The following is a 23,965-nucleotide window of genomic DNA, read 5'->3' as shown; positions in this document are numbered from 1 at the left end:
AACATTCCCTCAACATCAGTGCACCTATTGGGCGGCGATGGCGACCTGCGCCGGCAGCGACACGCGGAATGCCGCCCCGCCCTGCCCGGGCAGATACATGATTTCGCCACCCAGACGCGTCATGATCTCGCGGCAGATCGCAAGGCCGAGGCCTGCACCGCCTGCACGCGCCGCATCCGTCAACCGCGAGAATTTTTCAAAGATCACCTGCGCATCGGCGGGTGCAATGCCGCTGCCGTTGTCGATGAAATCCAGAATTGTACCATGCTGCGACTGCCATACCTTGATGGTCAGACGCGGCTGCGCCGCATCACAGTATTTGCGCGCATTCGCGATCAGATTGATGAACACCTGGCCCAACCGGTCAAGGTCGGTGGTCAGTACGATCTGCTCTGCCTTGCGGTCGCGCCTGATGATCAGATCATCCCCGGCGCCCCCTGCGGATGCAACGGCCTGATCCAACAGGTCGCTTAACACGCCCGTGTCGGTCTTGAGGTTGACCTGTCCGTGTTCCAGCACCGCCAGATCCAGCAAATCGTCCAGCAGACGTGTCAGGCGCTGCGATTCGGTACTGATGATGCGCGCCATGCGCTGGCTGTCCTCGTCGCTCAGGTCCGGTTGCATCAGAATATCGGAAAACGACCGGATCGAGGTCATCGGCGTCCGCAACTCGTGACTGATCTGGGACAGAAACGCATCCTTTTGCACCGACAGCGCCATCAGTTTGGCGTTTGCATCGCGCAGGGCGCGCGCCGTTTCCTCTTGCTGGCGGCTCTTGGCCTCCAGCTGGCCGGAATATTCGAGGATCTGCGCGGTCTCATCCGCCAGCGCGAACAGATCGTCGACGGTCACGCTGACACCTTCGGTCAACTGTCCGATCATCGCGTGGGCCGTGGCGGCCCCCACCGACCCCGACAGTTCGCGTTCCAGGGCCACGAGGAATGCAGGCGACACGTCCGGCAAGAAGCCGGTTTTCTGCTGGGCCGCCGCCTCGGCCTGAAAAATCGCCTGCGCTTCTCGCGGGCCAAGGATGCGTTGCGACATGATCAACAGGTCCTCGGCGGTGGCCGCGGACCGCGTCCATGTCCGTTCGCCACCCGGCCCCTCGAAAATATTGACGAATTGCGCACCCTGAAGCCGTTCCAGCGGTGCCGGAAAGCTGAGAACGGACCCCAGAAAAAACAGACTGGTATTCACCAGCAAGGACCACAGCAGACCGTGCAGAACAGGATCGATCCCGCCGATGCCGAACAACGCCTCGGGGCGCAGCCAGCCGATCCCGTAAGGGCCATCGGTCAGAACCTGCGCTGACAGGACGGCATCGGGACCAAAGCTGGGCAGAAACAACGTCCACAGCCACAGCACCGACCCCGACACTAGCCCCAGAATGGCCCCGGTGCGCGTCGCCCCGCGCCAGAAAATGCCGCCCAACAGCGCCGGAAGAACCTGCACGACCCCCGAAAAAGAGATCAGCCCGATCGCGGCAAGCGCTGCCCCGCCACCCGACAGGTGATAGTAGAGAAAACCAAGGGCGAGGATGCCGGCGATCGACAGGCGGCGGGTGATCTTGACCACGGAACGCACATCCCCGGAAATGACCGCCCGCCCTTGGGTCTGGCTGCGCATCCAGACGGGCAGAACAACGTGGTTCGACACCATCGTGGACAAGGCAATGGTGCTGACGATCACCATCGAGGTCGCGGATGAAAATCCCCCAAGAAACGACAGGATCGCCAGACCGGTCTGCCCTTCGGCCAATGGTACTGTCAGCACGAACAGGTCGGGGTTGGACCCCGGCGGCATGACCTGCAAACCGGTCACGGCGATCGGCACCACGAACAGGCTCATCAACACCAGGTAGAACGGGAAGGCCCATGAGGCCGTCTTGAGATGCCGCTCGTCCGCGTTTTCGACCACCAGCACCTGAAACATGCGCGGCAGGCACAGAAAGGACGCAGCCGACAGAAATATCAGCGCCGCCCAGCGCGTGCCCGACTGTGTCCAGTCCGCAACCGGCGATGCCTCGATCGCGGCCAATGTGGCAGCCGGACCGTCCGACAGCCCCCAAACGACAAAAATGCCGACGGCCAGCAGCGCCACCAATTTCACCACGGCCTCGATGGCGATGGCAATCACGACGCCGTGCTGGCGTTCATTGGCATCGACGTGACGGGTGCCGAACAGAATCGTGAAAATCGCAAGGCCGGTGGACACCAGTATCGCGGCGCGGCCAAGCTCACCACTTCCCCAGTTCTGGCCGCCGGCCTGCGCAAAGACCTGAAAGCTGAGGACAACGGACTGCAGTTGCAGTGCGATATAGGGGGTCGAGGCGATGATCGCCATGAACGTCACGATCATGCCCAAAGTTGTCGATTTGCCGAAACGCGATGAAATCAGGTCGGCAATCGACGTGATCCGTTGTGCCCGGCCAATTCGCACCAGCCGACGCAAGACCAGCCACCAGCCGATCATCACAAGCGAGGGGCCAAGGTAGATGGTCACGTATTCCAGACCGGACCGCGCGGCGTAACCGACCGCGCCATAGAACGTCCAGGCCGTGCAGTAGATCGACAGCGACAGCGTATAGACCAGCGGCATCCGAAGCCAATCGCCCTTGCCGCGGCGCGCCTGCCGTTCGGCCAGGGCTGCGACAATGAACAAGAAGGCGACATAGACGACAGCCGCCAACACCAGTCCGTTGAATGACATCAGTCGGACCCTTCCCGCGTGGGGGGCGGTTCGACATCATCGGTGGGATCGATCCGCCGCGCCACGACGAACGCCACCGTGATCAGCACCATCCAGACGACAAAGACATAGACGACCGTTCCTGCCAATCCGCCCGTGTCACCCTCGTCACGCACCCACAACATCGGCAGGAGCCACAGGATGAAACCGATGATCGGCAACATGCGTGCACCATCGCGCAAGCGTCTTTGCCGATAGCGTTCCCGCGCAAGGAACAATCCACGTTGCCCTTTGCTCCCGTCCCCCGTCATGCGCCGATCATGGCGCGGACCTGCGCGCAGACTTCGTCATTGGCAAAGGGCTTGGTCATGAACTGGTCTGCCCCCAGCGCCTCAGCCAGCGCCCGGTCCTTGGCCTGACCGCGCGCGGTCAGCATCATGACAGGCAGGTCGCTGGTGCCGGGGTCCGCCCGCAAGTCACGCAGAATGTCGAATCCGGACCGACCCGGCAACATCACGTCCAGCAGGATCATGTCGGGGCGCTGATTGCGGATCTTGTCCATGGCGGTCGTTCCGTCCTCGTGCGTATGGACCGTATAACCGGCACGACTGAGGATGAAACTGAGCGCCTCGATGATGTTCGGCTCGTCTTCGATCAACAAGACACGTTTTGCCAACGCCCCATCCCCCCTTTTGGTCGCTTGCCATGTGTGTGACCCACCCTCCCCGATGCGCCACGCGGCACACTATTGTCCGCGCCCCGTCACATGTCAAAGCCCTGCTGTCAGAGCTGGGTCGCCGGAACCGCAGGTTCACGGCGCGCCGCGCAATCGGCACGCGGGCACATCCGACAAGCCAATCCCACAGGCAAACACAGCGGGTCCGGCGGCTTTGGCAGTGCCCGCACCAGCATCGTTGCCGTCATGACCGGTGGCGCATGCGGACCCAACGGGCTTGGCGCGGCGACGGCCACAGCATGGCAAATCAGATGTCGGTCGTTCTGCCCGTGCACGGCGACACGCGCGGTCACACAGCGGCCCGGCTGTCCGAGGGCAGTATAGACAGGCCACAAGGCGCAGTCGCTGCCCCGTGTCATGTCGAAACCCGCAGCCTGTTTCAGCAGCAGGACCGCACCTGCCGCAGTGATCTGCATCAACCCATGATCCGGCAGGCCCGCCTTGGCAGGCAGACTTGCCAGACGTCGCAGCACCCTATCCAGCGTCTGACCCAGATGCGCCGCCAATCCGACAGGATCACAATCGAGGTCGCGGGCCGCCATGACAAAGGATTCGATCGGCAAGGCCTCTGCATCCGCCGCATAGACGGCGTCGTACCGGGCCAGCAAATCCGCGACCCCCGGTCGCGCGGGTGGCACCGGGGCCGGCAGGGCCGGATCTTCGAGATGTGGCCGGTGATAGCCCGTCGCATTCAATATCGTGTCGCGCTCCTCCAGCGGCGACAGGCGGGTGCGTTCCAGATCGTCAGGCGCATCCAGATAGGCCACGAGAGCACGGCTCGTGGCCGCCAGTTTGCCGGCGTCGTCACGAATGTTGGCGTGGAACCGCGCCTGCCAATCCGCATCGACCGGACCGTCGCCCGTCAGAATCGTCGCTGTCGCCTGAATGGCCGTCACTGCGGTGATGACGCCGTGCAACGCCTTTGCCAGATCGGGGTCGTAGGTCAGCCGGTCATTCAACATCTGAAGCCGGTCATCCAGCGACATGATTTCCTGCGCCTGCGCGGTAATCAGGCCGGTCCAGCCGGGGAACCGGGCGGCAAGGTCTTCGACCTGGGCTACTTCGGTCGGAACCTGCGGCAGCCGCGCCGAGGCCGCCAGCAACCGGTCGATCAAGGACGGATCAGCAGGCCGTTCCAACAAGGCCAGATCAATCCCAAGGGTCGCTGCGATCCGCCGCAACAACTGCCCGCCCACGGGGCGTTTCCCATGTTCGATCAGGTTCAGATAGCTGGCCGATATATCGACCGCAGCCGCCAGGTCGCGTTGTGCGACGCCTGCATCCATCCGACGTGCCCGGATTCTGTCACCCGTCCTGTCCATGCCATTTCATTCCTAATCTGCTGCTGGCAAATGCAATTTACACAACAACGCGCGACGTTGTTTAAAAATTTACAAATTCGTCCGGGCGACGCAAGGGAATGTTGTTTGGCGGGTTGGCCTTCTGCAAACTGACGGCAGCACGACCAAAGTGCAGTTGTCCAGACGGGAGGGTCCGGACAGCGTTCATAGGGAGGAATCTAATGACGAAAACGACGTATTCACGCCGTCGGGTCCTGAAAACCGGTGCCGTTGCGGGCACCGCAGGTCTGATGATGCCCACGTATCTGCGTGCGGCCGCCCATGAGGGCTTTACGAACGCGCCGACCGGCGACACAGTCACGCTGGGTTTCAACGTTCCGCAAACCGGTCCTTATGCCGAAGAGGGGCTGGACGAACTGCGCGCACAGGAACTGGCTGTCGAACACCTGAACGGCATGGGTGACGGCGGCATGATGAACACCTTCTCGTCCAAGGTTCTGGACGGCACGGGCATCATGGGCAAGAAAGTCGAATTCGTCACCGGCGACACCCAGACGAAATCGGACGTTGCCCGCGCATCCGCGCAGTCGATGATCCAGAAGGACGGCTGCATCATGATCACCGGCGGCTCGTCCTCCGGTGTGGCTGTTGCCGTGCAGGGCCTGTGCCAAGAGGCCGGCGTCATCTTCATGGCGGGTCTGACCCACTCCAACGACACGACCGGCAAGGACCGCAAGGCCAACGGTTTCCGTCACTTCTTCAACGGTTACATGTCCGGTGCCGCACTGGCCCCCGTGCTGGTCAATGCCTACGGCGCTGATCGTCGCGCCTATCACCTGACCGCCGACTACAACTGGGGTTGGACGCAGCAGGAATCCATGGCCGCCTCGACCGGTGCCTTGGGTTGGGAAACCGTCGAGAACGTGCTGACACCCGTCGGTGCCGGCGACTTCTCGTCCTATATCGCACCGATCCTGAACTCTGGTGCGGATACGCTGATCCTGAACCACTACGGCGGGGACATGGTCAACAGCCTGACACAGGCCGTTCAGTTCGGCCTGAAGGATCGTCAGGTCGACGGCAAGGACTTCAAGATCATCGTGCCGCTGTATTCGGAACTGATGGCCAAGGGTGCCGGATCGAACATCGAAGGCGTGTTCGGCTCCATGAACTGGAACTGGCAGCTTGAAGACGAAGGCACGAAGGCATTCGTACGGTCGTTCGGTGAAAAGTACGGCTTCCCGCCGTCGAACGCGGCGCATACCTGCTACACGCAGATCATGCTCTATGCGGATGCGGTCACCCGTGCGGGGTCGTTCAACCCCTGCGCCGTCGTCGAAGCCCTCGAAGATTACGAATTCGACGGCATGGGCAACGGTCCGGTGCTGTACCGCGGCGCGGATCACCAGTGCTTCAAGGACGTTCTGGTCATGGAAGGCGTCGCAAGCCCGTCGGGCAACGCCAATATGGTCGGCTACGACACCCTGCGCATCGTCGAGCAGACACCGCGCGCACAGGTCGAATACGCCCCCGATCACCCCATGTTCGCCGGCGGTTCGCTGGGTGAATGCAACCCGGGCGCATAAGCACACGATCAGGGGCGGCACATTGCGTGCCGCCCCACCCCCACGGGCAGGTCTGCGCTGCCCGGCCTTCTGAACATTCTGTCCTGACGCGGCGCTCTGGCCTGCTGTAACCATTGAGGAGTGGTGACTTGGATTCCTTTATCCTTCAAATCTTGAACGGGCTGGACAAGGGGTCTGCCTATGCGCTGATCGCGCTTGGTCTGACCCTCATTTTCGGCACCCTTGGCGTGGTCAATTTTGCGCATGGCGCATTGTTCATGATCGGCGCCTTTTGCGCTGTCACGATGCAGCGCATCCTCAGCCTGTCGCGCACCGTCGTGGATGAAACGCAGACCGATTTTCTGGGCAACCCCCTGCAAACGCAGGTGCCCTATTTGCAGGACTGGTTCGGTCCTGTCGCAGGTGCCGCGATTCAGGACTGGGCGGTTCCCCTAGCGATTTTTCTCACGATCCCCGTCATGCTGCTGGTCGGCTTTGGCATGGAACGCGGCCTGATCAAGCATTTCTACAAGCGTCCCCACGCTGACCAGATCCTGGTGACATTCGGTCTGGCCATTGTCATCGGCGAGATCATCAAGGCATTTTACGGTGCCAACCCGATCCAGACGCCGATGCCTTCCGCATTCGTCGGCACCGTCGATCTGGGTCGCTATCTCGGCCTTGGCGAAGGCGCTGTTGCTTATCCGACCTGGCGTCTGGTCTACTTCTTCTTTTCTGCTGCAATCATCGCCGCCGTCTTTGCATTCCTGCAATTCACGACCTTCGGCATGGTGGTCCGCGCCGGCATGGCTGACCGCGAAACGGTCGGCATGTTGGGCATCGATATCGACAAGCGGTTTACATTCATGTTCGGCCTCGCGGCATCGGTCGCGGGTCTGGCCGGCATGATGTATGCGCCGATCCTGTCCCCTCATTACAACATCGGCATGGATTTCCTCGTCCTCAGCTTTGTTGTCGTGGTCGTCGGCGGCATGGGATCGCTGCCTGGGGCCGTGCTGGCCGGTTTCCTGCTGGGCATCACGCAAAGCTTTTTCTCGAACCCGGCGTTCAAGGGTTATTTCGTCGAACTGCTGCGCCTCGAGGGCACATTCGCTGGCACCGTGATCACCGGTCTCGACCAGATCATCATCTACCTCGTTGCCATCATCATTCTACTTACGCGTCCGCGCGGCCTGCTGGGTCGCAAGGGCGTGATGGAGGACTAAGACATGCTCGGTCTGAATTCGCGCGATTTCAAACTGTTGATGATCGTCATTTTCATGACGCTCGCAGCGCCCATCCTGCTGAATCCCTTTCCCGTGGACAGCGCCTTGGGTGAAAGTTTCAACGCAGGCTATCCCGCCTTGATGCAGCGGTTCGTGATCTTCGGATTGCTGGCTGTCGGGTTCAACATCCTGTTCGGCCTCACAGGATACCTGTCATTCGGTCACGCGGCCTTTTTGGGGGTCGGTTCCTATGCCGCCGTCTGGATGTTCAAGCTGCTCAGCTACAACATCATCCCCGCCATGCTGGCCTCTGTGATCGTGGCGGCGCTGTTCGCGGTGGTCATCGGTTATGTCTGTCTGCGTCGGTCCGGCATCTATTTCTCGATCCTGACACTTGCGTTTGCGCAGATGTCCTACGCCCTCGCCTATTCGGTGCTGTCACCGATCACCAACGGTGAAACCGGGCTTCAGGTCTATGCCGACGACCCCCAGGTATTGATGAGTGCGGGTGATCCCGTCGTGCCACACCTGTTCGGCTGGGAAATGAACAGTTCCGTCACGTGGAACGTCGGCGGCTGGCAGTTCGTGTTCCAGAACGGCTACTACCTTGCGGCGATTTGCATGATCATCGGGTTTTACATCTCGATCCGCATCTTCCGGTCGCCCTTTGGCCTGATGCTGCGGGCGATCAAGTCTAACCAGACCCGCATGAGCTATACCGGCATGAACACCAAACCCTACATGCTCGCGGCCTTTGTGATCTCGGGAATGTATGCCGGCGTGGCCGGTGGCCTGATGTCCGCGATGGACCCGTTGACCGGTGCAGAACGGATGTTCTGGACGGCCAGCGGTGAAATCGTTGTCATGGCGATCCTCGGGGGCGTCGGCACGCTGATCGGTCCGGTCCTGGGTGCAGGCATCATCAAGTATCTGGAAAACATCATTTCCAAGATCAACAGCGACATCCTGCACAACTGGTTCGCCTTTATGCCCGATTGGATGGACAACCTGCTGGTCAACATCCTGTACCCGTTCGTGGGCAAGGGATGGCACCTGACACTGGGCGTTTTGTTCATGGTCGTCGTCATCTTCCTGCCTGGTGGTCTGGTGCAGGGCGGTCAGAAACTGGGCGCATTGTTCAGCCGCAAGTCCAAGTCATCCGACAGCGACGCGACGACGGCTGGCACAGCCAACACCAACACCCCGGCGGAGTAAGATCATGGGCATTCTTGAAGTCAAAGGCGTCAACAAGCGCTTTGGTGGTTTGCAGGCGCTGGGTGATGTGAACCTGAGCGTGGCCGAAAACACCGTTCACGCGATCATCGGCCCCAATGGTGCGGGTAAATCCACACTGCTGAACGTGTTGGTGGGCAAGCTGATCCCGGACTCCGGCTCTGTCATGTTCGACGGGCAAAGCGTTCTGGGCCGCAAACCACACGAAATCAACCAGATGGGCATCAGTCGTGTGTTCCAGACGCCAGAAATCTTTGCCGATCTGTCGGTGATGGAAAACGTGATGATCCCCTGTTTTGCCAGGCGTGACGGCGCGTTCCGCATGCATGCCATCGGCAGCGTCAGGAACGAGGGCGACATCATCGCACAGGCCGAAGCGATCCTTGCCGACGTGAACATGCTGGCGAAACGCGACATGCTGGCCTCTGCGCTGTCACGGGGGGACAAGCGGCGTCTGGAAATGGCGATGTGTCTGGTGCAGGAACCCAAGCTGCTGTTGCTGGACGAACCCACCGCCGGGATGGCGCGGGCCGACACCAACAACACGATCGATCTGCTCAAAGAGATCAAGGAAAAGCGCGATATCACCATGTGCATCATCGAACACGACATGCACGTCGTGTTCAGCCTGGCAGAACGGATCACCGTTCTGGCGCAAGGTACGCCACTGGTCGAGGAAACCCCGGAAAACATCAAGGGACACCCAAAGGTCCGCGAAGCCTATCTGGGCGAAGCACAGGTCTGACACCCCGATTTTTCGCGAAAAATCGGACCCGCCCGCATTTTCGCGAAAATGCGGCACCGCGAAGGAAACAGAGATGAACGCCCCATTCGACAAGAACCGCAACAACGCAGCGACCAGCCCGAAATTTCTCAGTGTCTGGGAAATCGAGGCCTACTACGGTGAAAGCTATATCGTCCAGAACGTCAGCTTTGACATCCACGAGGGCGAAATCCTCGCCTTGCTTGGCCGCAATGGCGCGGGCAAGACATCAACCCTGCGCGCCATCGCGCGGCTGGACAATCCCGAACTGAAGCACGGCGAAATCTGGCTGGACCACCAACCCCTGCACCAGATGAAAAGCCACCAGGCCGCCGCCGCCGGGATCGCGCTCGTGCCAGAGGACCGTCGGATCATCGCGGGCCTGACGGTCGAGGAAAACCTGCAGCTGGCGCAGATCGCCCCACCGATCGGTTGGTCGCTGGACCGCATCTATGACCTGTTCCCACGCCTGCGGGAACGCCGCAAGCAAGAGGGCGTCACCCTGTCAGGCGGCGAACAGCAGATGCTGGCCATCGCCCGCGCACTGGCGCGCGACATCAAGGTGTTGTTGCTGGATGAGCCTTACGAGGGTCTCGCTCCGGTCATCGTGCAGGAAATCGCCAAGACGCTGAACATCATCCGTGACCAGGGCATCACGACGGTCATCGTCGAACAAAACGCCGTGGCAGCCCTGAAACTGGCTGATCGCGCGGTGATCCTGGACACCGGAACCGTTGTTTTCGACGGATCGGCCCAACAAGTGCTGGATGACGAAAAACTGCGCGCGGAATACCTCGCGATCTGAACGGGGCCTGCGCTGAACCGCAGAGGCAAGCCCATGATTGCAGGATCATCAGCGCGGGCGCTTTCGTCGTCCTTCTCGCTCGCGCTGGTCACTGGATTTGCGGCCGCGACAGCGCGTCTTTGCGCCGATCGCCGTCTTTAATCCAACTTAACGGCAGACAGCGTTTCACTTGCGCTTTCCCCCTCGCGCGCCTTGCCCTATACGTCTTGCCAATGCAGTGACGGAACGTCACGCGATCAAGTAGAATTAGGCAAGGACAGTTTGGTCATGGGCAACAAGACTTCTCAGGATAGCGACGTCAGCTTTATCCAGGCCTTGGCAGAGCTTTTGCGTGCCAACGACCTGACAGAGCTTCAGGTCAAGCGGGATTACGCGGAAAACGACAGTCTGAACGTGCGCGTCAGCCGCATGACTGCACCGGTGGCCCCCGCAGCGGCCCCCGCCCCCGTGCAGGTCACGTCCGCCGCCAGCCCCGCTCCTGCCGCCGCACCTGTGGCCGCGGTGTCGGACCCCGCAGCACACCCCGGTGCCGTGACATCGCCGATGGTCGGCACGATCTACATGGCCGCAGAGCCAGGGGCCAAGCCGTTCGTGTCTGCCGGTCAGACCGTGGCCGAAGGTGACACCCTGCTGATCATCGAAGCCATGAAAACGATGAACCACATCCCGGCCCCGCGCGCAGGCACGGTCAAACGCATTCTGGTCGAAGACGGCGGTCCCGTCGAATTCGGCGCACCACTGATGATCATCGAATAAAGGCCAGTCCCATGTTCGATAAAATCCTGATTGCGAACCGTGGCGAAATCGCGCTGCGGGTTGTGCGCGCCTGCCGCGAGATGGGCATCAAGAGCGTTGCCGTCCATTCGACAGCCGATTCCGATGCCATGCATGTGCGCATGGCCGATGAGGCCGTCTGCATCGGCCCGCCGTCGTCGACCAATTCCTATCTGAATTTCCCGGCCATCATCTCGGCCTGTGAAATCACAGGGGCGCAGGCCATTCACCCTGGCTACGGGTTTCTGTCGGAAAACGCTGCATTCGTGCAGGTGGTCGAAGATCACGGCCTGACCTTTATCGGGCCAACCGCAGAACATATCCGCATGATGGGTGACAAGATCACGGCCAAGGACACGATGAAGGCATTGGGTGTGCCTTGCGTGCCGGGCTCTGACGGTGGTGTGCCCACGCTCAAGGATGCGCAGCGCATCGGCGCTAAAATCGGCTATCCTGTCATCATCAAGGCCACCGCCGGCGGTGGTGGTCGCGGCATGAAGGTCGCGCAGAATGCCGATGAGATGGAAAAGGCGTTTCTGTCCGCCCGCCAAGAGGGCAAGGCCGCGTTTGGCAACGACGAAGTCTATATCGAAAAATACCTGACCACGCCCCGCCACATCGAGATTCAGGTCTTTGGCGACGGCAAGGGCAATGCGGTCCATTTGGGCGAGCGCGACTGTTCGCTGCAGCGCCGTCACCAAAAGGTGCTGGAAGAGGCCCCCGGCCCCGCCATCACCCCCGAATTACGCGCGCGCATCGGCAAGGTCTGCGCCGATGCCGTGGCCAAGATCAACTATATCGGTGCCGGCACGATCGAATTCCTGTTCGAAAATGACGAGTTCTATTTCATCGAGATGAACACCCGACTTCAGGTCGAACACCCCGTCACCGAGGCGATTTTCAACGTCGATCTGGTGCGCGAACAGATCAATGTCGCGGCGGGTCAGCCCATGTCGTTCACGCAGGACGATCTGGTGATCGACGGCCACAGCATCGAGGTGCGGATCAACGCGGAAAAACTGCCCAATTTCCAGCCCAGTCCCGGCACGATTTCCCAGTATCACGCGCCGGGCGGACTGGGTGTGCGGATCGACAGCGCGCTTTATCAGGGCTACCGGATTCCACCCTATTACGACAGCCTGATCGGCAAACTGATCGTGCATGGCCGTGACCGGCCAGAGGCGCTGGCACGTCTGTCCCGCGCGTTGGGAGAGCTGATCATCGACGGTGTGGAAACGACGGTACCGCTGTTCGATGCCCTGCTGGCCGAGGATGATATCCAGACCGGCAACTACAATATTCACTGGCTCGAACACTGGTTGGAAACCAACCTGGGCTAGCTTGCGTGACGGAACAGCTGACACCGGACCTGTTGTTGCATGCCTACAGGGCCGGTGTTTTCCCCATGGCCGAGGACCGCGACGCGACTGACGTGTTCTGGGTGCAGCCCAGAAAACGGGGCGTGCTGCCGCTGGATGAATTCCACGCGTCACGTTCGCTGCGCAAAACCCTGCGACGGGGACAGTTTCAGGTCACTGCGGATGCGGCCTTTGTCGATGTGGTGCGTGGATGTGCTGATCGCGCGGAAACCTGGATTAATACCCCGATTTTCGAAGTCTACCGTCAACTTCACCTTCAGGGACATGCCCATTCCATCGAGGTCTGGCAGGATCGTGAGCTGGTGGGCGGCGTCTACGGCGTAACCATCGGTGGCGCGTTTTTCGGAGAAAGCATGTTTTCCACCCGGACGGATGCGTCAAAGGTCGCGTTGCTCTGCGCGGTCGACAGGCTGCGGTCCCGTGGGTTCATCCTGTTCGATACGCAATTCGTGACCGACCACCTCGCAACGCTTGGCGCCATCGAAATTCCGCGCCAGGCCTATGAGGAAAGACTGGCCGCCGCGTTGAAGATTGTCGCAGATTTCGGCGCGCCCGGACCGATCCCGCTGGATCAGGCGGCTGTGCAGCGGATGACCCAGACGTCATAGCGTGGATGGTCCATTGCATTCAGTGCAGGGGCTGACGCAACCATCCAGCCCGAAAACACAGGCGTGGCGTCATCGCCATAAGTGACCGACATTTCCGCAAATGCGTCGCCCGATGGATTGTCCGCAGGCACGCGGCAGTCGTTCAGCTGGATCATGACCAGCCCCGATACCGCAGCATCACCAACCTGCATCGCAACATCAGCGACCTGACCTGTCACCTTGTCCAGCACGCGCAGTTCAGCGCCGGGCTGCGACACGGCCTGCTGTGCGGTGGCCCCCATCGGAACCAGCGCCAAGACGAACGCCAGTGCGCGGATCATTCGGGCGTCCACGCCTCGTAATCGCTCTTGGGTTGGGGGTCTGCGCGGCGCAGCGATCCGGCAGGGGCATAGGCCTGCGGCGTGCCGGTCAGGTTCGGCAGATGCGGTTTTTCCCAGGGCTGTTTCAACAGCGGCACCTCGGTCGGGGGTTCGTCCCAGGTGCGGTGCAACCAGCCATGCCATTCCGGTGCGACCTTCGATGCTTCTGCCTCACCGTTGAAGATGACCCAGCGACGGCTGTCGTCCGCATTGCGGTAAAAGATATTGCCGCCGGCGTCCTCGCCCACGCGTTCACCCTTGCGCCATGTCCAGAACTGGGTGGCAAAGGTCTGCCCGTCCCACCAAGTGAAAATGCGTGCGATGTTGCGGGCGATACCCATGGTCGTCTCCGGTCTGTGGCTGATCCTGTCATGCCGCAATCGCATGAAAAGGTCCAGCAGGTTCAGCGCGGCAGGCGGGCCGTCGCCTCGATCTCGATCTTCATCTCGGGGTTTTGCAGCCCTGCAATGAACATCGTTGCAGCGGGCCGCGCGTTACGAAACGCCTCGGCAAGCACTGGCCAGCAGCTTTCCCATTCCGCGCGATCAGGCAGAATATATGTGACGCGCACCACGTCATCCAGACTGCTGCCCGCCTCGACCAGCGCGCGCCCGATGGTGGCCAGCGCATTGCGGCACTGATCCACGATATCGTCGGGCATTTTCATCGTTGCGTAATCATAGCCAGTGGTCCCTGCGACATGGACCCAGCCATCGGCCACGACTGCACGCGAATAGCCGATCTGCGCCTCGAACGGGCTACCGGTGGTGATATGTTTGACTGTCATGTGACCCCCATGAAAAAAGGCCGCTGCATCCGCAGCGGCCCTGTTCTGATCCCGAGAACCAACCATCCCTCAGGCGCTGGCGGTCTCTTTCTCTTTTTTCTTGCCGTCGTCGTGGATCATCAGCGGGCTGGCGTCTGGGCCAACTGCTTCTTCGTTCACGACAACCTCTGTCACCGTATCCATGCCGGGCAGCTCGAACATCGTATCCAGCAGGATGTCCTCCATGATGGACCGCAGGCCACGGGCACCGGTCTTGCGTTCGATGGCGCGCTTGGCGATGGCCGTCAGCGCATCATCGGTGAACGTCAGTTTGGTGTCCTCCAGCTCGAACAGGCGCTGGTACTGTTTGACCAAAGCGTTCTTCGGCTGTGTCAGGATGATCATCAACGCCTCTTCGTCCAGGTCCGTCAGCGTCGCAATGACGGGCAGACGGCCCACGAATTCCGGGATCAGACCGTATTTCAGCAGATCCTCGGGTTCGAGATCCATGAACGTTTCACCGACACCGCGGTCTTCCGTATCCTTGACGTCAGCACCAAAGCCCATGGCGGACCCTTTGCCGCGCTGCGCGATGATCTTGTCCAGACCGGCGAATGCCCCACCGCAGATGAACAGGATGTTCGTGGTGTCCACTTGCAGGAATTCCTGCTGCGGATGCTTGCGACCGCCCTGCGGCGGCACAGATGCAACCGTGCCTTCCATGATCTTGAGCAAGGCCTGCTGCACGCCCTCGCCCGACACGTCGCGGGTGATGGACGGGTTGTCGGACTTGCGCGTGATCTTGTCGACCTCGTCGATGTAGACGATGCCGCGCTGCGCGCGTTCCACATTGTATTCAGAAGCCTGCAAAAGTTTCAGGATGATGTTTTCCACATCCTCGCCGACATAACCGGCCTCGGTCAGGGTCGTGGCATCGGCCATCGTGAACGGCACATCCAGGATACGTGCCAGCGTCTGGGCCAGCAGCGTCTTGCCGCAGCCGGTCGGCCCGATCAGCATGATGTTGGATTTCGCCAGCTCGATGTCGGATTTGTCGGAATTGTTCAGACGTTTGTAATGGTTGTGCACGGCCACCGACAGAACCCGCTTGGCGTGCATCTGACCGATGACGTAATCATCGAGGACCTGGCAGATTTCGCGCGGGGTCGGCACGCCGTCACCCGATTTCAGCGATGCGCTCTTGGTTTCTTCACGGATGATATCCATGCACAGTTCGACGCATTCATCACAGATGAAAACGGTCGGGCCCGCAATCAGCTTGCGCACCTCGTGCTGACTCTTGCCGCAAAAGCTGCAGTAGAGGGTGTTCTTGCTGTCGCTACCGGTGGTGGTTGCCATGTCGTATCCTTTGGCGCCGGGGCCAGTTTGGTGTCGCGCTGTCCTTGGTTTGTCAGAGTAGGACAGCGCGTTCCGGGTCACAACGCCAAAAAGACGCAATCGGTGACCCTGTTCAGGTCTGTGTGATCATGGCACCCGAGATGCGTGATCAATCTTCGGCTTTATCGCGATTTGTCACGATTTCGTCGATGTGGCCCCATTCCAGGGCTTCTTCGGGGGACATCCACTTGTCACGGTCCAGCGCCTTCTGGACTTCCTTGTAGGATTGGCCCGTGTGCTTTTGATAAAGCTTGTACATGCGTTCGCGCGTGTTTTCGATGCTTTTGGCCGAAATCAGGATGTCAGCCGCCGTGCCGCGCGCGCCGCCAGACGGTTGGTGCACCAGAAATTCGGCGTTCGGCAGCGCATAGCGCATACCCTTTTCACCACCGATGGCGATGACCGACCCCATGGATGCCGCAAGGCCGCAGACCAGCGTCGACACCTTTGGGCGGATATACTGCATCGTGTCATAGATGCTCATGCCCGCGACGACGCTGCCGCCGGGGGAATTGATATACATCGAAATCTCTTTTTTCGGGTTCTCTGCCTCGAGGTGCAGCAGCTGCGCGACGATCAGTTGGCTCATGCCGTCGTGCACGGGACCGTTGACGAAAATGATCCGCTCTTTCAGCAGGCGGCTGAAGATATCGTAGGCGCGTTCACCGCGTGCGGTCTGTTCGACCACCATCGGGACGAGGTTCATGTGGGTTTCGATCGGATCTTGCATGGGAAGGCCTTATCTGGGGGACACCAGCGGGTGGTGTCTTTCAAAGTCCCCCAGACACTATGCAGCCCGGCCAGCAGCTTCAAGAGCCGACGGCAGCGCGCGATCGACGCAGCCCCCGGTCCGTCAGGCGGCACGGCCCTGCCCCTGCCCGCCATTCCAGACCACGCAACCCGTTCTGTCCGTTGCTGACAAAGACGATCGTGGCGCATGACTGTTTCCTGATCGCCGGCGTTGGCACAGCGTGGGGGATCCTGTTTTCCTGAACGGTGGCAATTCTGTGGTGATCACCGGGAAATATGACCGGATCGCCGTATTTGCTGCATGCTGCCGCAAAATGACCATCAAGACCTTGGTTCTGCCAACCTTCAGTCTCAGATCGGCCACCACAGGAAAATACCGAAACCTTAGACGAGTATCAGCTGCGTTTCTGGCTGAACAATTGAGGTGCGGCATGCCGAACGGCTATCAGATCAATCTTGGCAACAATGTCCTGAACGGCGGCGACGCCGGTAACACAGGCATCACGACGTTCACGACGGACCGAATCATCGGCACCGGTAGTGTGACCGTGAACTACACTGCCAACATTTTCGATTTCGGTGGAACGAACGTCACACGGACTGGCACCTACTATCTGGGTACGAACGGGATCGTCTATTTCGTGCCGGACACGGCATTCCCGAACAACGTCAACAGCGTTACCGTGCAGTCGGCACCGAATTTCTCGCTCTATACAGGGACGGCGAACAACGACACAGCGCTGAATGGCAGCAATGGATCCGACCTGATCTATGGCGGCACGAACACCAGCGGCACCGGTACGGGTAGCGACACGATCAGCGCAGGCCGTGGCAACGATGAGGTATATGCCGGTGACGGGGCCGATACGGTTTTTGGCGGATCGGGCAACGACCTGATCTACGGCGGAACCGGTGACGATCGGCTGAACGGTAACGGCGGCAACGACGTCCTCTATGGCGGTGACGGAAACGATTCCCTGCTCGGCGGCATGGGCACCGACAGCCTGTTTGGCGGTCAGGGCAATGACCGCATCGATGCTGGCGCGGGCAACGATTACATTGACGCGGGCGAAGGCAACAATTCCGTCATGGGCGGCACCGGGGCCGATACGATTTTCGCGGGCAGCGGCGCAGACACCCTGTCAGGCAACGCGGGTCGCGATACGATCAACGCAGGCGGTGGCAGCGACACCGTCTATGGTGGCGATAGCAACGACAGCATCAATGCCGGAACAGGCAACGACACTGTCTATGGCGAGGCTGGCAACGATTCCATCCTGGGCGGTGACGGTAACGATACGCTTTATGGCGACGATCCGGCATCAGCCACGGTCGCGACCGAAACGCTACGCTGGACCACACAGGCTGCGTCCGGAACCAACGTGCGCAACGGATTCACTCAGGACACCGGGTCGGTCAACGTCTCTGTCAGCTTTCGCGATGACGGCAGCCTTGTCGAAACGACGACTTCGAACGTGCCGATCTTCACCGGCACGACGGGTATCTCTACAACCTCTTCGGTCTTTTTGCGCGGCGAAGCAGGCAACACCGGCACAACAACCATTGATTTCGCGGCCGACCCCAACAGCGGGGTCACGGATGCGGTCAGCAATGTCGGCTTCTGGATCACCGACATCGACGGTGTTTCCGACGGCACCAACAATTTCTATGACCAGATTGTCGTCACGGCCTACAATAGCGACGGCGTTCAAGTGCCTGTCACGATCACGTTGCCCACAGGCGGCAACGATATTGTAAGCGGGCAGACCGTCACCGCATCGCTGGACAACGATGAACCCATCCAAGCTGACGGTGCCGCATATTTTCAGGTTGCGGGACCAGTCAGCTCGATCGTGATCAATTTCAACAACGCGAACGGCGGCACGACAAATCACGCGGTTTACCTGTCCGACGTGACCTTCACGACCATCGCACCGACACCCGGCGACGACACGATCGACGGTGGCACGGGCGATGATGTCATCTATGGCGGCGGCGGCGCGGACTACCTGATCGGTCGTGAAGGAAGCGACACAATCTACGGCGGCGACGGCGATGATTTCATTGACGATGTCCCAGGCGCTGAAGACGGTGTCAGCGCCGATACGTTTTTCGGCGGGGCCGGCAATGACACCTTTTGGTCCGGCGGCGGCGCAGATGAGGTTTATGGCGGAACCGGCAATGATTTCATCTTTGGACAGGAAGGCGACGACACGCTGTTTGGCGACGCCGGCACAGATACGATTGACGGTGGCCTGGGCAACGACAGCCTGTACGGCGGAATCGGCGCGGACAGTCTGATCGGCGGCGATGGAAACGATGTTTTCGACGGTGGCCAAGACAATGACCGGCTAAGCGGCGGCAGCGGCGACGATCTCATGGCCGGTGGCACAGGTGATGACACGATCAGCGGCGACGCAGGCGCGGATTTCATTCTGGGCGAAGCAGGAAACGATGTCGTCTTTGGCGGTGATGGCAACGACATTATCGGCGATATCGAACTCGAAGTGGGCGATGACGTTCTGTACGGCGACGCCGGCGATGATGGTTTGGCCGGTGGTACCGGCAACGACACCCTCTTTGGCGGCACCGGCAACGATGTGTTGTTGGGCGGTAGTGGAAATGACTCGCTTTATGGCGATGCCGGAAACGATCTTTTTTCGGTCGGCGACCAAGACGATTCCAATGTGGTTCAAGGTGGCGAAGATGTCGGCGACACCGATGTCGATACACTCAACCTGTACAACACGTCCTCCACCGACGGTGTGACCGTTGTCTACAGCAGCGCAGAGGCAGGCCGTGTTGATTTCAACGCCACCACAGCTAGCGTCGATTTCACACAAATTGAGCGGCTGGAAACAACGTCCTTCGACGACACGGTCGATGCCTCGGCGGCGGCCAGCGGCATCAGCATTGGAACCGGAACCGGTGACGACAGCGTCATCGGCAGCAGCGGCAACGACACGATCGATGCAGGCATCGGCGCCGACAGCGTTCAAGGCGGCGCGGGCAACGACCTGATCGATCTGGGTGTTGCCGACCTGATGGACGACACCGTGGTTCTGACCAACGGTAGCGGCGACGACACAATTCTCGGTTTCGAGGCGCCGCTCGACAATGGCGACGGCACATTCTCTGGGCGCGATCAGCTGAATGTGGCGGGGCTGCTGGATGCCGGTGGTGATCCGGTCAACCATCACGACGTCGTGGTGACCGACGACGGCGGCAGTGCGCGCCTGACATTTCCGAACGGAGAGACCGTGCTCTTGGCCGGTGTGTCCCCCACGGATGCGCAAAATCCGTTCTTTCTGGCAGCGATGGGTATTCCGCTGTCCGATGGCACGGTCAGCGGCACCGCAGGGGCCGACACGATCGGCCCTGGCTATGTCGACGCCGACGGTGACACGGTTGACGATAACGACGCGATCCTCGCTGGCGATACCGGCAACGACGACCTGATCGAGGCCGGTGGCGGCGACGATTCCGTGTTTGCCGGTCTCGGCAATGACGCGGTCTTCGGCGGCTCCGGCAATGACACACTGGACGGCGGTGCGGGCGACGATACGCTGTCGGGTGACGCGGGTGACGATACCTTTGTCGTGACCGCAGGTGGCGGCAACGACACGATTGTCGGCGGCGAACTGGATGAAACCGCTGGTGACACGCTGGATGCCACCGCCCTGACCGATGACGCCACCCTTGTTCTGGGCGGAAACGAGGACGGCGACCTGTCCTACGCGGGCGAAGTCACCACGTTTTCCGAAATCGAGAACATCTTGCTGGGATCCGGCGACGACGTGGTTTTCGTCGGGGCTGGCGACGAAACCGTCGATACCGGCGAAGGTGACGACACGATCCAGCTCTCTGACAATTTCGGGGATGCGACCATTGCCGGTGGCGACAATACGCTGCCAGTGGGCGATCTGCTGTCGGCGCAATCGGTCACGCAGGATCTGACCGTGACCCTTGGTCCCGATGGCAGTGGTACGCTGTCGGACGCCGACAACACGCTCACGTTCAGCCAGATTGAACGGATCGTGACCGGCACCGGTGACGACAGCGTCATCGGCAGCGCCGGTGATGACAACGTCAGCTTGGGTGCTGGCGATGACAGTATGGCCGGTGGCGCCGGCAACGATCAGATCGCGGGCGAAGCTGGGGCCGATACCATCGACGGTGGCGCAGGCAACGACCAGATCGACCTGGGCCTGAACGATGCTGCCAATGACACGGTCGTTTTGCAGGACGGGTCCGGTGATGATGTCATCACCGCCTTCGAAGGTCCGATCGACAACGGCAACGGCACCTTTACCGGGCGCGACCTGCTGGATGTCTCGGACCTGCAGGGGCCCGATGGTCTGCCGGTCAATACCAACGATGTGACCGTCTCTGATCAGGCTGGCAGCGCGCTGCTGACCTTTGCCAATGGCGAAACGGTTCTGCTGGACGGCGTCACCGCGGCAGAGTTGAATTCGCCATTCGCGCTGGCGGCCATCGGTATCCCCCTGCCCGACGGCACCGTGAGCGGCACCGCCGGTGACGACATCATTGATGCGGCCTATACCGGAGATCCCGACGGCGACCGCGTCGATGCCGACGATGCGATCCTTGCGGGCGACACGCAGAACGACGACCTGATCGAGGCCGGTGACGGCAACGACAGCATTGATGCGGGCGATGGCAACGATCACGTCCTGGCCGGAACCGGAAACGACACGATCCGCGGCGGCACGGGCGACGACAGTCTCTTTGGTCAGGCTGGCAGCGACGAAATCTTTGGCGGTGACGGCAATGACATCGTCGACGGCGGCGATGGCGGGACTGACGCAGACACCCTGTTCGGCGGCGCAGGCAACGACGAGCTGATCGGCGACGACGGCAACGATACGCTTGTCGGCGGCAGCGGTGACGACCAGCAGTTCGGCAACGGCGGCGACGACACCTTTGTTGTGGACAATGATTTCGGCAACGACCTGATAATCGGTGGCGAAACGCAAGAGGTAACAGGCGATGTTCTGGATGCCGCTGCCACGACTCAGAACCTGACGCTGGACCTGACGCAGAACGGTTCTGCCGACGGCGAAAGCGGGACGCTGTCGAACGGTGCCCAGACACTGACATTCGCCGAAATCGAGGCCGTCCGTCTGGGATCCGGCAACGATACCGTGCTTGGATCCAGTGATGACGACAGCGTCGCATCCGGGGCTGGCAACGATACGCTGACGGGCGGTGCTGGCAACGACAGCCTGTCCGGCGAAGCTGGCGACGACACCTTTGTCTTTGATGACGGTTTCGGTCAGGACAATATTGATGGCGGCACACAGACGACAGCCGACCGTCTGGATGCCACTGCTGTGGATGCTGACACGACCCTGTCGCTGACCGGCACCGGAACCGGCATCCTGACGCAGGCCGCGAACAACGTCAGCTTTACCGAGATCGAGGAATTTTTCCTCGGGTCCGGCAACGATACCGTCTTTGGTGGCGAAGGTGACGACGTCGTCGAGCTCGGCGCGGGCGACGACGTGTTTGCGCTGTTCAACGGCTTTGGCAATGATGACATCACCGGTGGCGAGGCCGGTGAAACGACAGGCGACGTGCTGGACGGCAGCGCCCTGACCGAAGATGTCGACGTGACGCTGACCACCCCCGAAAGCGGCAGCATCACAAACGGTACCGACACGACGTCCTTTGCCCAAATGGAACTGGTCCGCACCGGCGCTGGCAATGATACGGTCAGCGGCAGCGCTGGCGACGACAGCGTCGCAACAGGTGCGGGCGACGACACGATCATCGCAGGTGCCGGCAACGACAGCATCGATGCAGGCACCGGGGCTGATACTGTTGCAGGTGGCGCAGGCAACGACACCATCCGCCTTGGGGCCGCCGACGGGGCCGAAGACACCATCGTCCTCGAGGACAATGGCGGGGACGATACCGTTTTCGATTTCGAAGGCCCTATCGACAACGGCGACGGCACCTTTACCGGGCGCGATCTGCTGGATGTGACTGGCCTGACCGGACCGGACGGCCTGCCCGTCAATACCAATGACGTGACAGTCAGCGATCAGGGCGGCAACGCCCTGCTGACGTTCTCCAACGGTGAAACGGTTCTTCTGTCAGGTGTTGATCCGGTAACACTGCAATCGCCTTTTGCCCTGGCCGCCATCGGCATTCGCCTGCCGGACGGCACCGTCAGCGGCACAGCGGGCGATGATACGATCGACGCGGCCTATACCGGCGACCCCGATGGCGACCGCGTGGACGCAGGCGACGCAATCATTCCGGGCGATACAGGCGACGACGACCTGATCGAAGCCGGGGCCGGAAACGACACCGTGTTCGCAGGGCTGGGCGACGACGAAATCTATGGCGAGGACGGCGCCGACGAAATCTATGGCGGCGCGGGCAACGACAGCATCTTTGGCGGCGACGGCGACGATGATCTGGTGTTGAACGACGGGTTCGGAAACGACACCCTCGTCGGCGGTGAGGCTGGCGAAACCCGCGGCGACGTCCTGGACGGCAGCGGCCTGACGCAGGATGTGACCGTTGCCTTTGACGGGGCGGAATCGGGCACGGTATCAAATGGCCCGGATCTGGCCACCTTTGCCGAAGTCGAGGCCGTCAGCACGGGCGCAGGCAACGACACCGTGTCGGGGGATGCTGGCAGCCAGACGGTCAGCACAGGTGCAGGCGACGATACCATCGACCTCGGTGCCGAAGGTGACAGCATCGACGCGGGTGCCGGCAACGACATCATCACCGTCGGCGAAGGCGATAACGTCAGCGGTGGCGACGGCGACGATACCTTTGTCATTACCGACCAGCCCGGCACCGAGACGATCAACATCTTTGGCGGCGGCGGTGACGAAACGACAGGCGACCGGCTTGTGCTGGGCCGCCTTGGCAACCTCAACCAGATCCTTGCCGATGCGACCATCGATGCGAATGGCAGCTATTCCGGCACCGCGACGCTGGATGACGGCACGACGCTGAATTTCAGCGATATCGAGGAAATCATCTGCTTTACCCCCGGTGCGATGATTGCCACGCCGCGCGGTGCGCGCGATGTGGCAACCCTGCGGGTCGGAGATATGGTCGTGACCCGGGATCACGGCCTGCAACCTATCCGCTGGATCCAGTCCCGCACCGTGCCCGCGCGCGGCCGTTTTGCGCCGATCCGCATTCGTCCCGGGGTGGTGACCGGCCAAGAGACTGATCTGCTCGTGTCGCCGCAGCATCGGATGCTGTTCCAGGGCTACCGTGCGGAACTGCTGTTCGGTGAGTCAGAGGTTCTGGTCCCCGCCAAGCATCTGTTGGACGGTCACGATGTCACGCAGGAAACAGGCGGCGACGTCACCTACATCCACATGATGTTCGACTGCCACGAGGTGATTTTCGCCAACGGCGCGGCCACCGAAAGTTTCCATCCCGGCGACGTCGGCATGAACGGGATCACGGACCGCGCGCGCGCGGAACTGTTTGACCTGTTCCCTGATCTGCGTGCTGATGTGCATCACTACGGCGATACGGCCCGGCGCTGCCTGCGACGCCACGAGGCACAACTGCTTTTGGCCGGCAACCTGCGATAAACGCAGATGAAAACGATTG

At 61.0% G+C, this 23,965-nt stretch carries 18 protein-coding genes; 9 read left to right on the top strand and 9 right to left on the bottom strand.

All coding sequences use genetic code 11. The features are described from left to right. Positions 1-24: 24 nt before the first annotated feature. The 4 genes from LGQ03_RS00360 to LGQ03_RS00345 form a co-directional block, all read right to left on the bottom strand. Positions 25-2,712, bottom strand: coding sequence for an ATP-binding protein (locus tag LGQ03_RS00360; protein WP_226747254.1), 2,688 nt, complete (start codon positions 2,710-2,712; stop codon positions 25-27). Further along, a complete protein-coding gene (locus LGQ03_RS00355) occupies positions 2,709-2,912 on the bottom strand; it encodes a hypothetical protein (protein ID WP_226746804.1) in 204 nt (67 codons plus the stop codon). Before LGQ03_RS00355 ends, LGQ03_RS00360 begins: the two co-directional genes overlap by 4 nt. Positions 2,913-2,995: 83 nt before the next feature. Then, positions 2,996-3,364: a response regulator transcription factor gene (locus tag LGQ03_RS00350; RefSeq protein ID WP_090159191.1), complete on the bottom strand. Its 369-nt coding sequence runs from the start codon at positions 3,362-3,364 to the stop codon at positions 2,996-2,998. 107 nt (positions 3,365-3,471) lie between these two features. Beyond that, complete coding sequence (locus tag LGQ03_RS00345; protein ID WP_226746803.1) at positions 3,472-4,746, bottom strand: helix-turn-helix transcriptional regulator; 1,275 nt, start codon at positions 4,744-4,746, stop codon at positions 3,472-3,474. A 200-nt stretch (positions 4,747-4,946) separates the two neighbouring features. On the opposite strand from LGQ03_RS00345, the gene LGQ03_RS00340 reads away from it, so the two are divergent. The 8 genes from LGQ03_RS00340 (at position 4,947) to aat (ending at position 13,078) form a co-directional block, all read left to right on the top strand. Next, on the top strand, positions 4,947-6,311 hold the full coding sequence (locus tag LGQ03_RS00340) for a substrate-binding protein (protein WP_226746802.1): 1,365 nt from the start codon (positions 4,947-4,949) through the stop codon (positions 6,309-6,311). A 128-nt stretch (positions 6,312-6,439) separates the two neighbouring features. Continuing rightward, positions 6,440-7,516, top strand: a complete 1,077-nt coding sequence (locus LGQ03_RS00335) for a branched-chain amino acid ABC transporter permease (RefSeq protein WP_226746801.1) — start codon at positions 6,440-6,442, stop codon at positions 7,514-7,516. Between the two features lie 3 nt (positions 7,517-7,519). Then, entirely contained in the window at positions 7,520-8,731 is a 1,212-nt protein-coding gene (locus LGQ03_RS00330; RefSeq protein ID WP_090158826.1) for a branched-chain amino acid ABC transporter permease, read from the top strand. Between the two features lie 4 nt (positions 8,732-8,735). After that, positions 8,736-9,494 carry an ABC transporter ATP-binding protein gene (locus LGQ03_RS00325; protein ID WP_090158827.1) on the top strand — a complete coding sequence of 253 codons (759 nt, stop codon included), beginning with the start codon at positions 8,736-8,738 and terminating at the stop codon, positions 9,492-9,494. 73 nt (positions 9,495-9,567) lie between these two features. Further along, positions 9,568-10,317: an ABC transporter ATP-binding protein gene (locus LGQ03_RS00320; protein WP_090158828.1), complete on the top strand. Its 750-nt coding sequence runs from the start codon at positions 9,568-9,570 to the stop codon at positions 10,315-10,317. A gap of 267 nt (positions 10,318-10,584) precedes the next feature. Continuing rightward, the gene (accB, locus tag LGQ03_RS00315) at positions 10,585-11,073 is read left to right on the top strand and encodes an acetyl-CoA carboxylase biotin carboxyl carrier protein (RefSeq protein ID WP_226746800.1); all 489 of its coding nucleotides are present in this window, start codon (positions 10,585-10,587) and stop codon (positions 11,071-11,073) included. Between the two features lie 11 nt (positions 11,074-11,084). Then, entirely contained in the window at positions 11,085-12,431 is a 1,347-nt protein-coding gene (gene accC / locus LGQ03_RS00310) for an acetyl-CoA carboxylase biotin carboxylase subunit (RefSeq protein ID WP_226746799.1), read from the top strand. Positions 12,432-12,436: 5 nt separating this feature from the next. Continuing rightward, complete coding sequence (aat, locus tag LGQ03_RS00305) at positions 12,437-13,078, top strand: leucyl/phenylalanyl-tRNA--protein transferase (protein ID WP_226746798.1); 642 nt, start codon at positions 12,437-12,439, stop codon at positions 13,076-13,078. Here aat and LGQ03_RS00300 read toward each other — a convergent pair. From LGQ03_RS00300 to LGQ03_RS00280, 5 genes are all read right to left on the bottom strand, one after another. After that, positions 13,042-13,398: a DUF2155 domain-containing protein gene (locus LGQ03_RS00300; protein ID WP_090158830.1), complete on the bottom strand. Its 357-nt coding sequence runs from the start codon at positions 13,396-13,398 to the stop codon at positions 13,042-13,044. The genes aat and LGQ03_RS00300 overlap by 37 nt on opposite strands. Further along, positions 13,395-13,778 carry an NADH:ubiquinone oxidoreductase subunit NDUFA12 gene (locus LGQ03_RS00295; RefSeq protein ID WP_226746797.1) on the bottom strand — a complete coding sequence of 128 codons (384 nt, stop codon included), beginning with the start codon at positions 13,776-13,778 and terminating at the stop codon, positions 13,395-13,397. The genes LGQ03_RS00300 and LGQ03_RS00295 overlap by 4 nt, the downstream gene beginning before the upstream one ends. Positions 13,779-13,840: 62 nt before the next feature. After that, positions 13,841-14,224 carry a RidA family protein gene (locus LGQ03_RS00290; RefSeq protein WP_226746796.1) on the bottom strand — a complete coding sequence of 128 codons (384 nt, stop codon included), beginning with the start codon at positions 14,222-14,224 and terminating at the stop codon, positions 13,841-13,843. 69 nt (positions 14,225-14,293) lie between these two features. Next, entirely contained in the window at positions 14,294-15,562 is a 1,269-nt protein-coding gene (gene clpX / locus LGQ03_RS00285; protein WP_090158832.1) for an ATP-dependent Clp protease ATP-binding subunit ClpX, read from the bottom strand. A 148-nt stretch (positions 15,563-15,710) separates the two neighbouring features. After that, on the bottom strand, positions 15,711-16,331 hold the full coding sequence (locus LGQ03_RS00280) for an ATP-dependent Clp protease proteolytic subunit (protein ID WP_090158833.1): 621 nt from the start codon (positions 16,329-16,331) through the stop codon (positions 15,711-15,713). Between the two features lie 451 nt (positions 16,332-16,782). Between LGQ03_RS00280 and LGQ03_RS00275 the strand changes: the two genes are divergently transcribed. Beyond that, complete coding sequence (locus LGQ03_RS00275) at positions 16,783-23,946, top strand: Hint domain-containing protein (RefSeq protein WP_226746795.1); 7,164 nt, start codon at positions 16,783-16,785, stop codon at positions 23,944-23,946. The last annotated feature ends 19 nt before the right edge of the window (positions 23,947-23,965 follow it).

Origin of the sequence: Loktanella gaetbuli, assembly GCF_020531945.1 — a bacterium.
In the GTDB taxonomy this organism is placed as follows: Bacteria; Pseudomonadota; Alphaproteobacteria; order Rhodobacterales; family Rhodobacteraceae; genus Loktanella; species Loktanella gaetbuli.
This window is presented reverse-complemented; position numbering and strand designations above follow the sequence as displayed.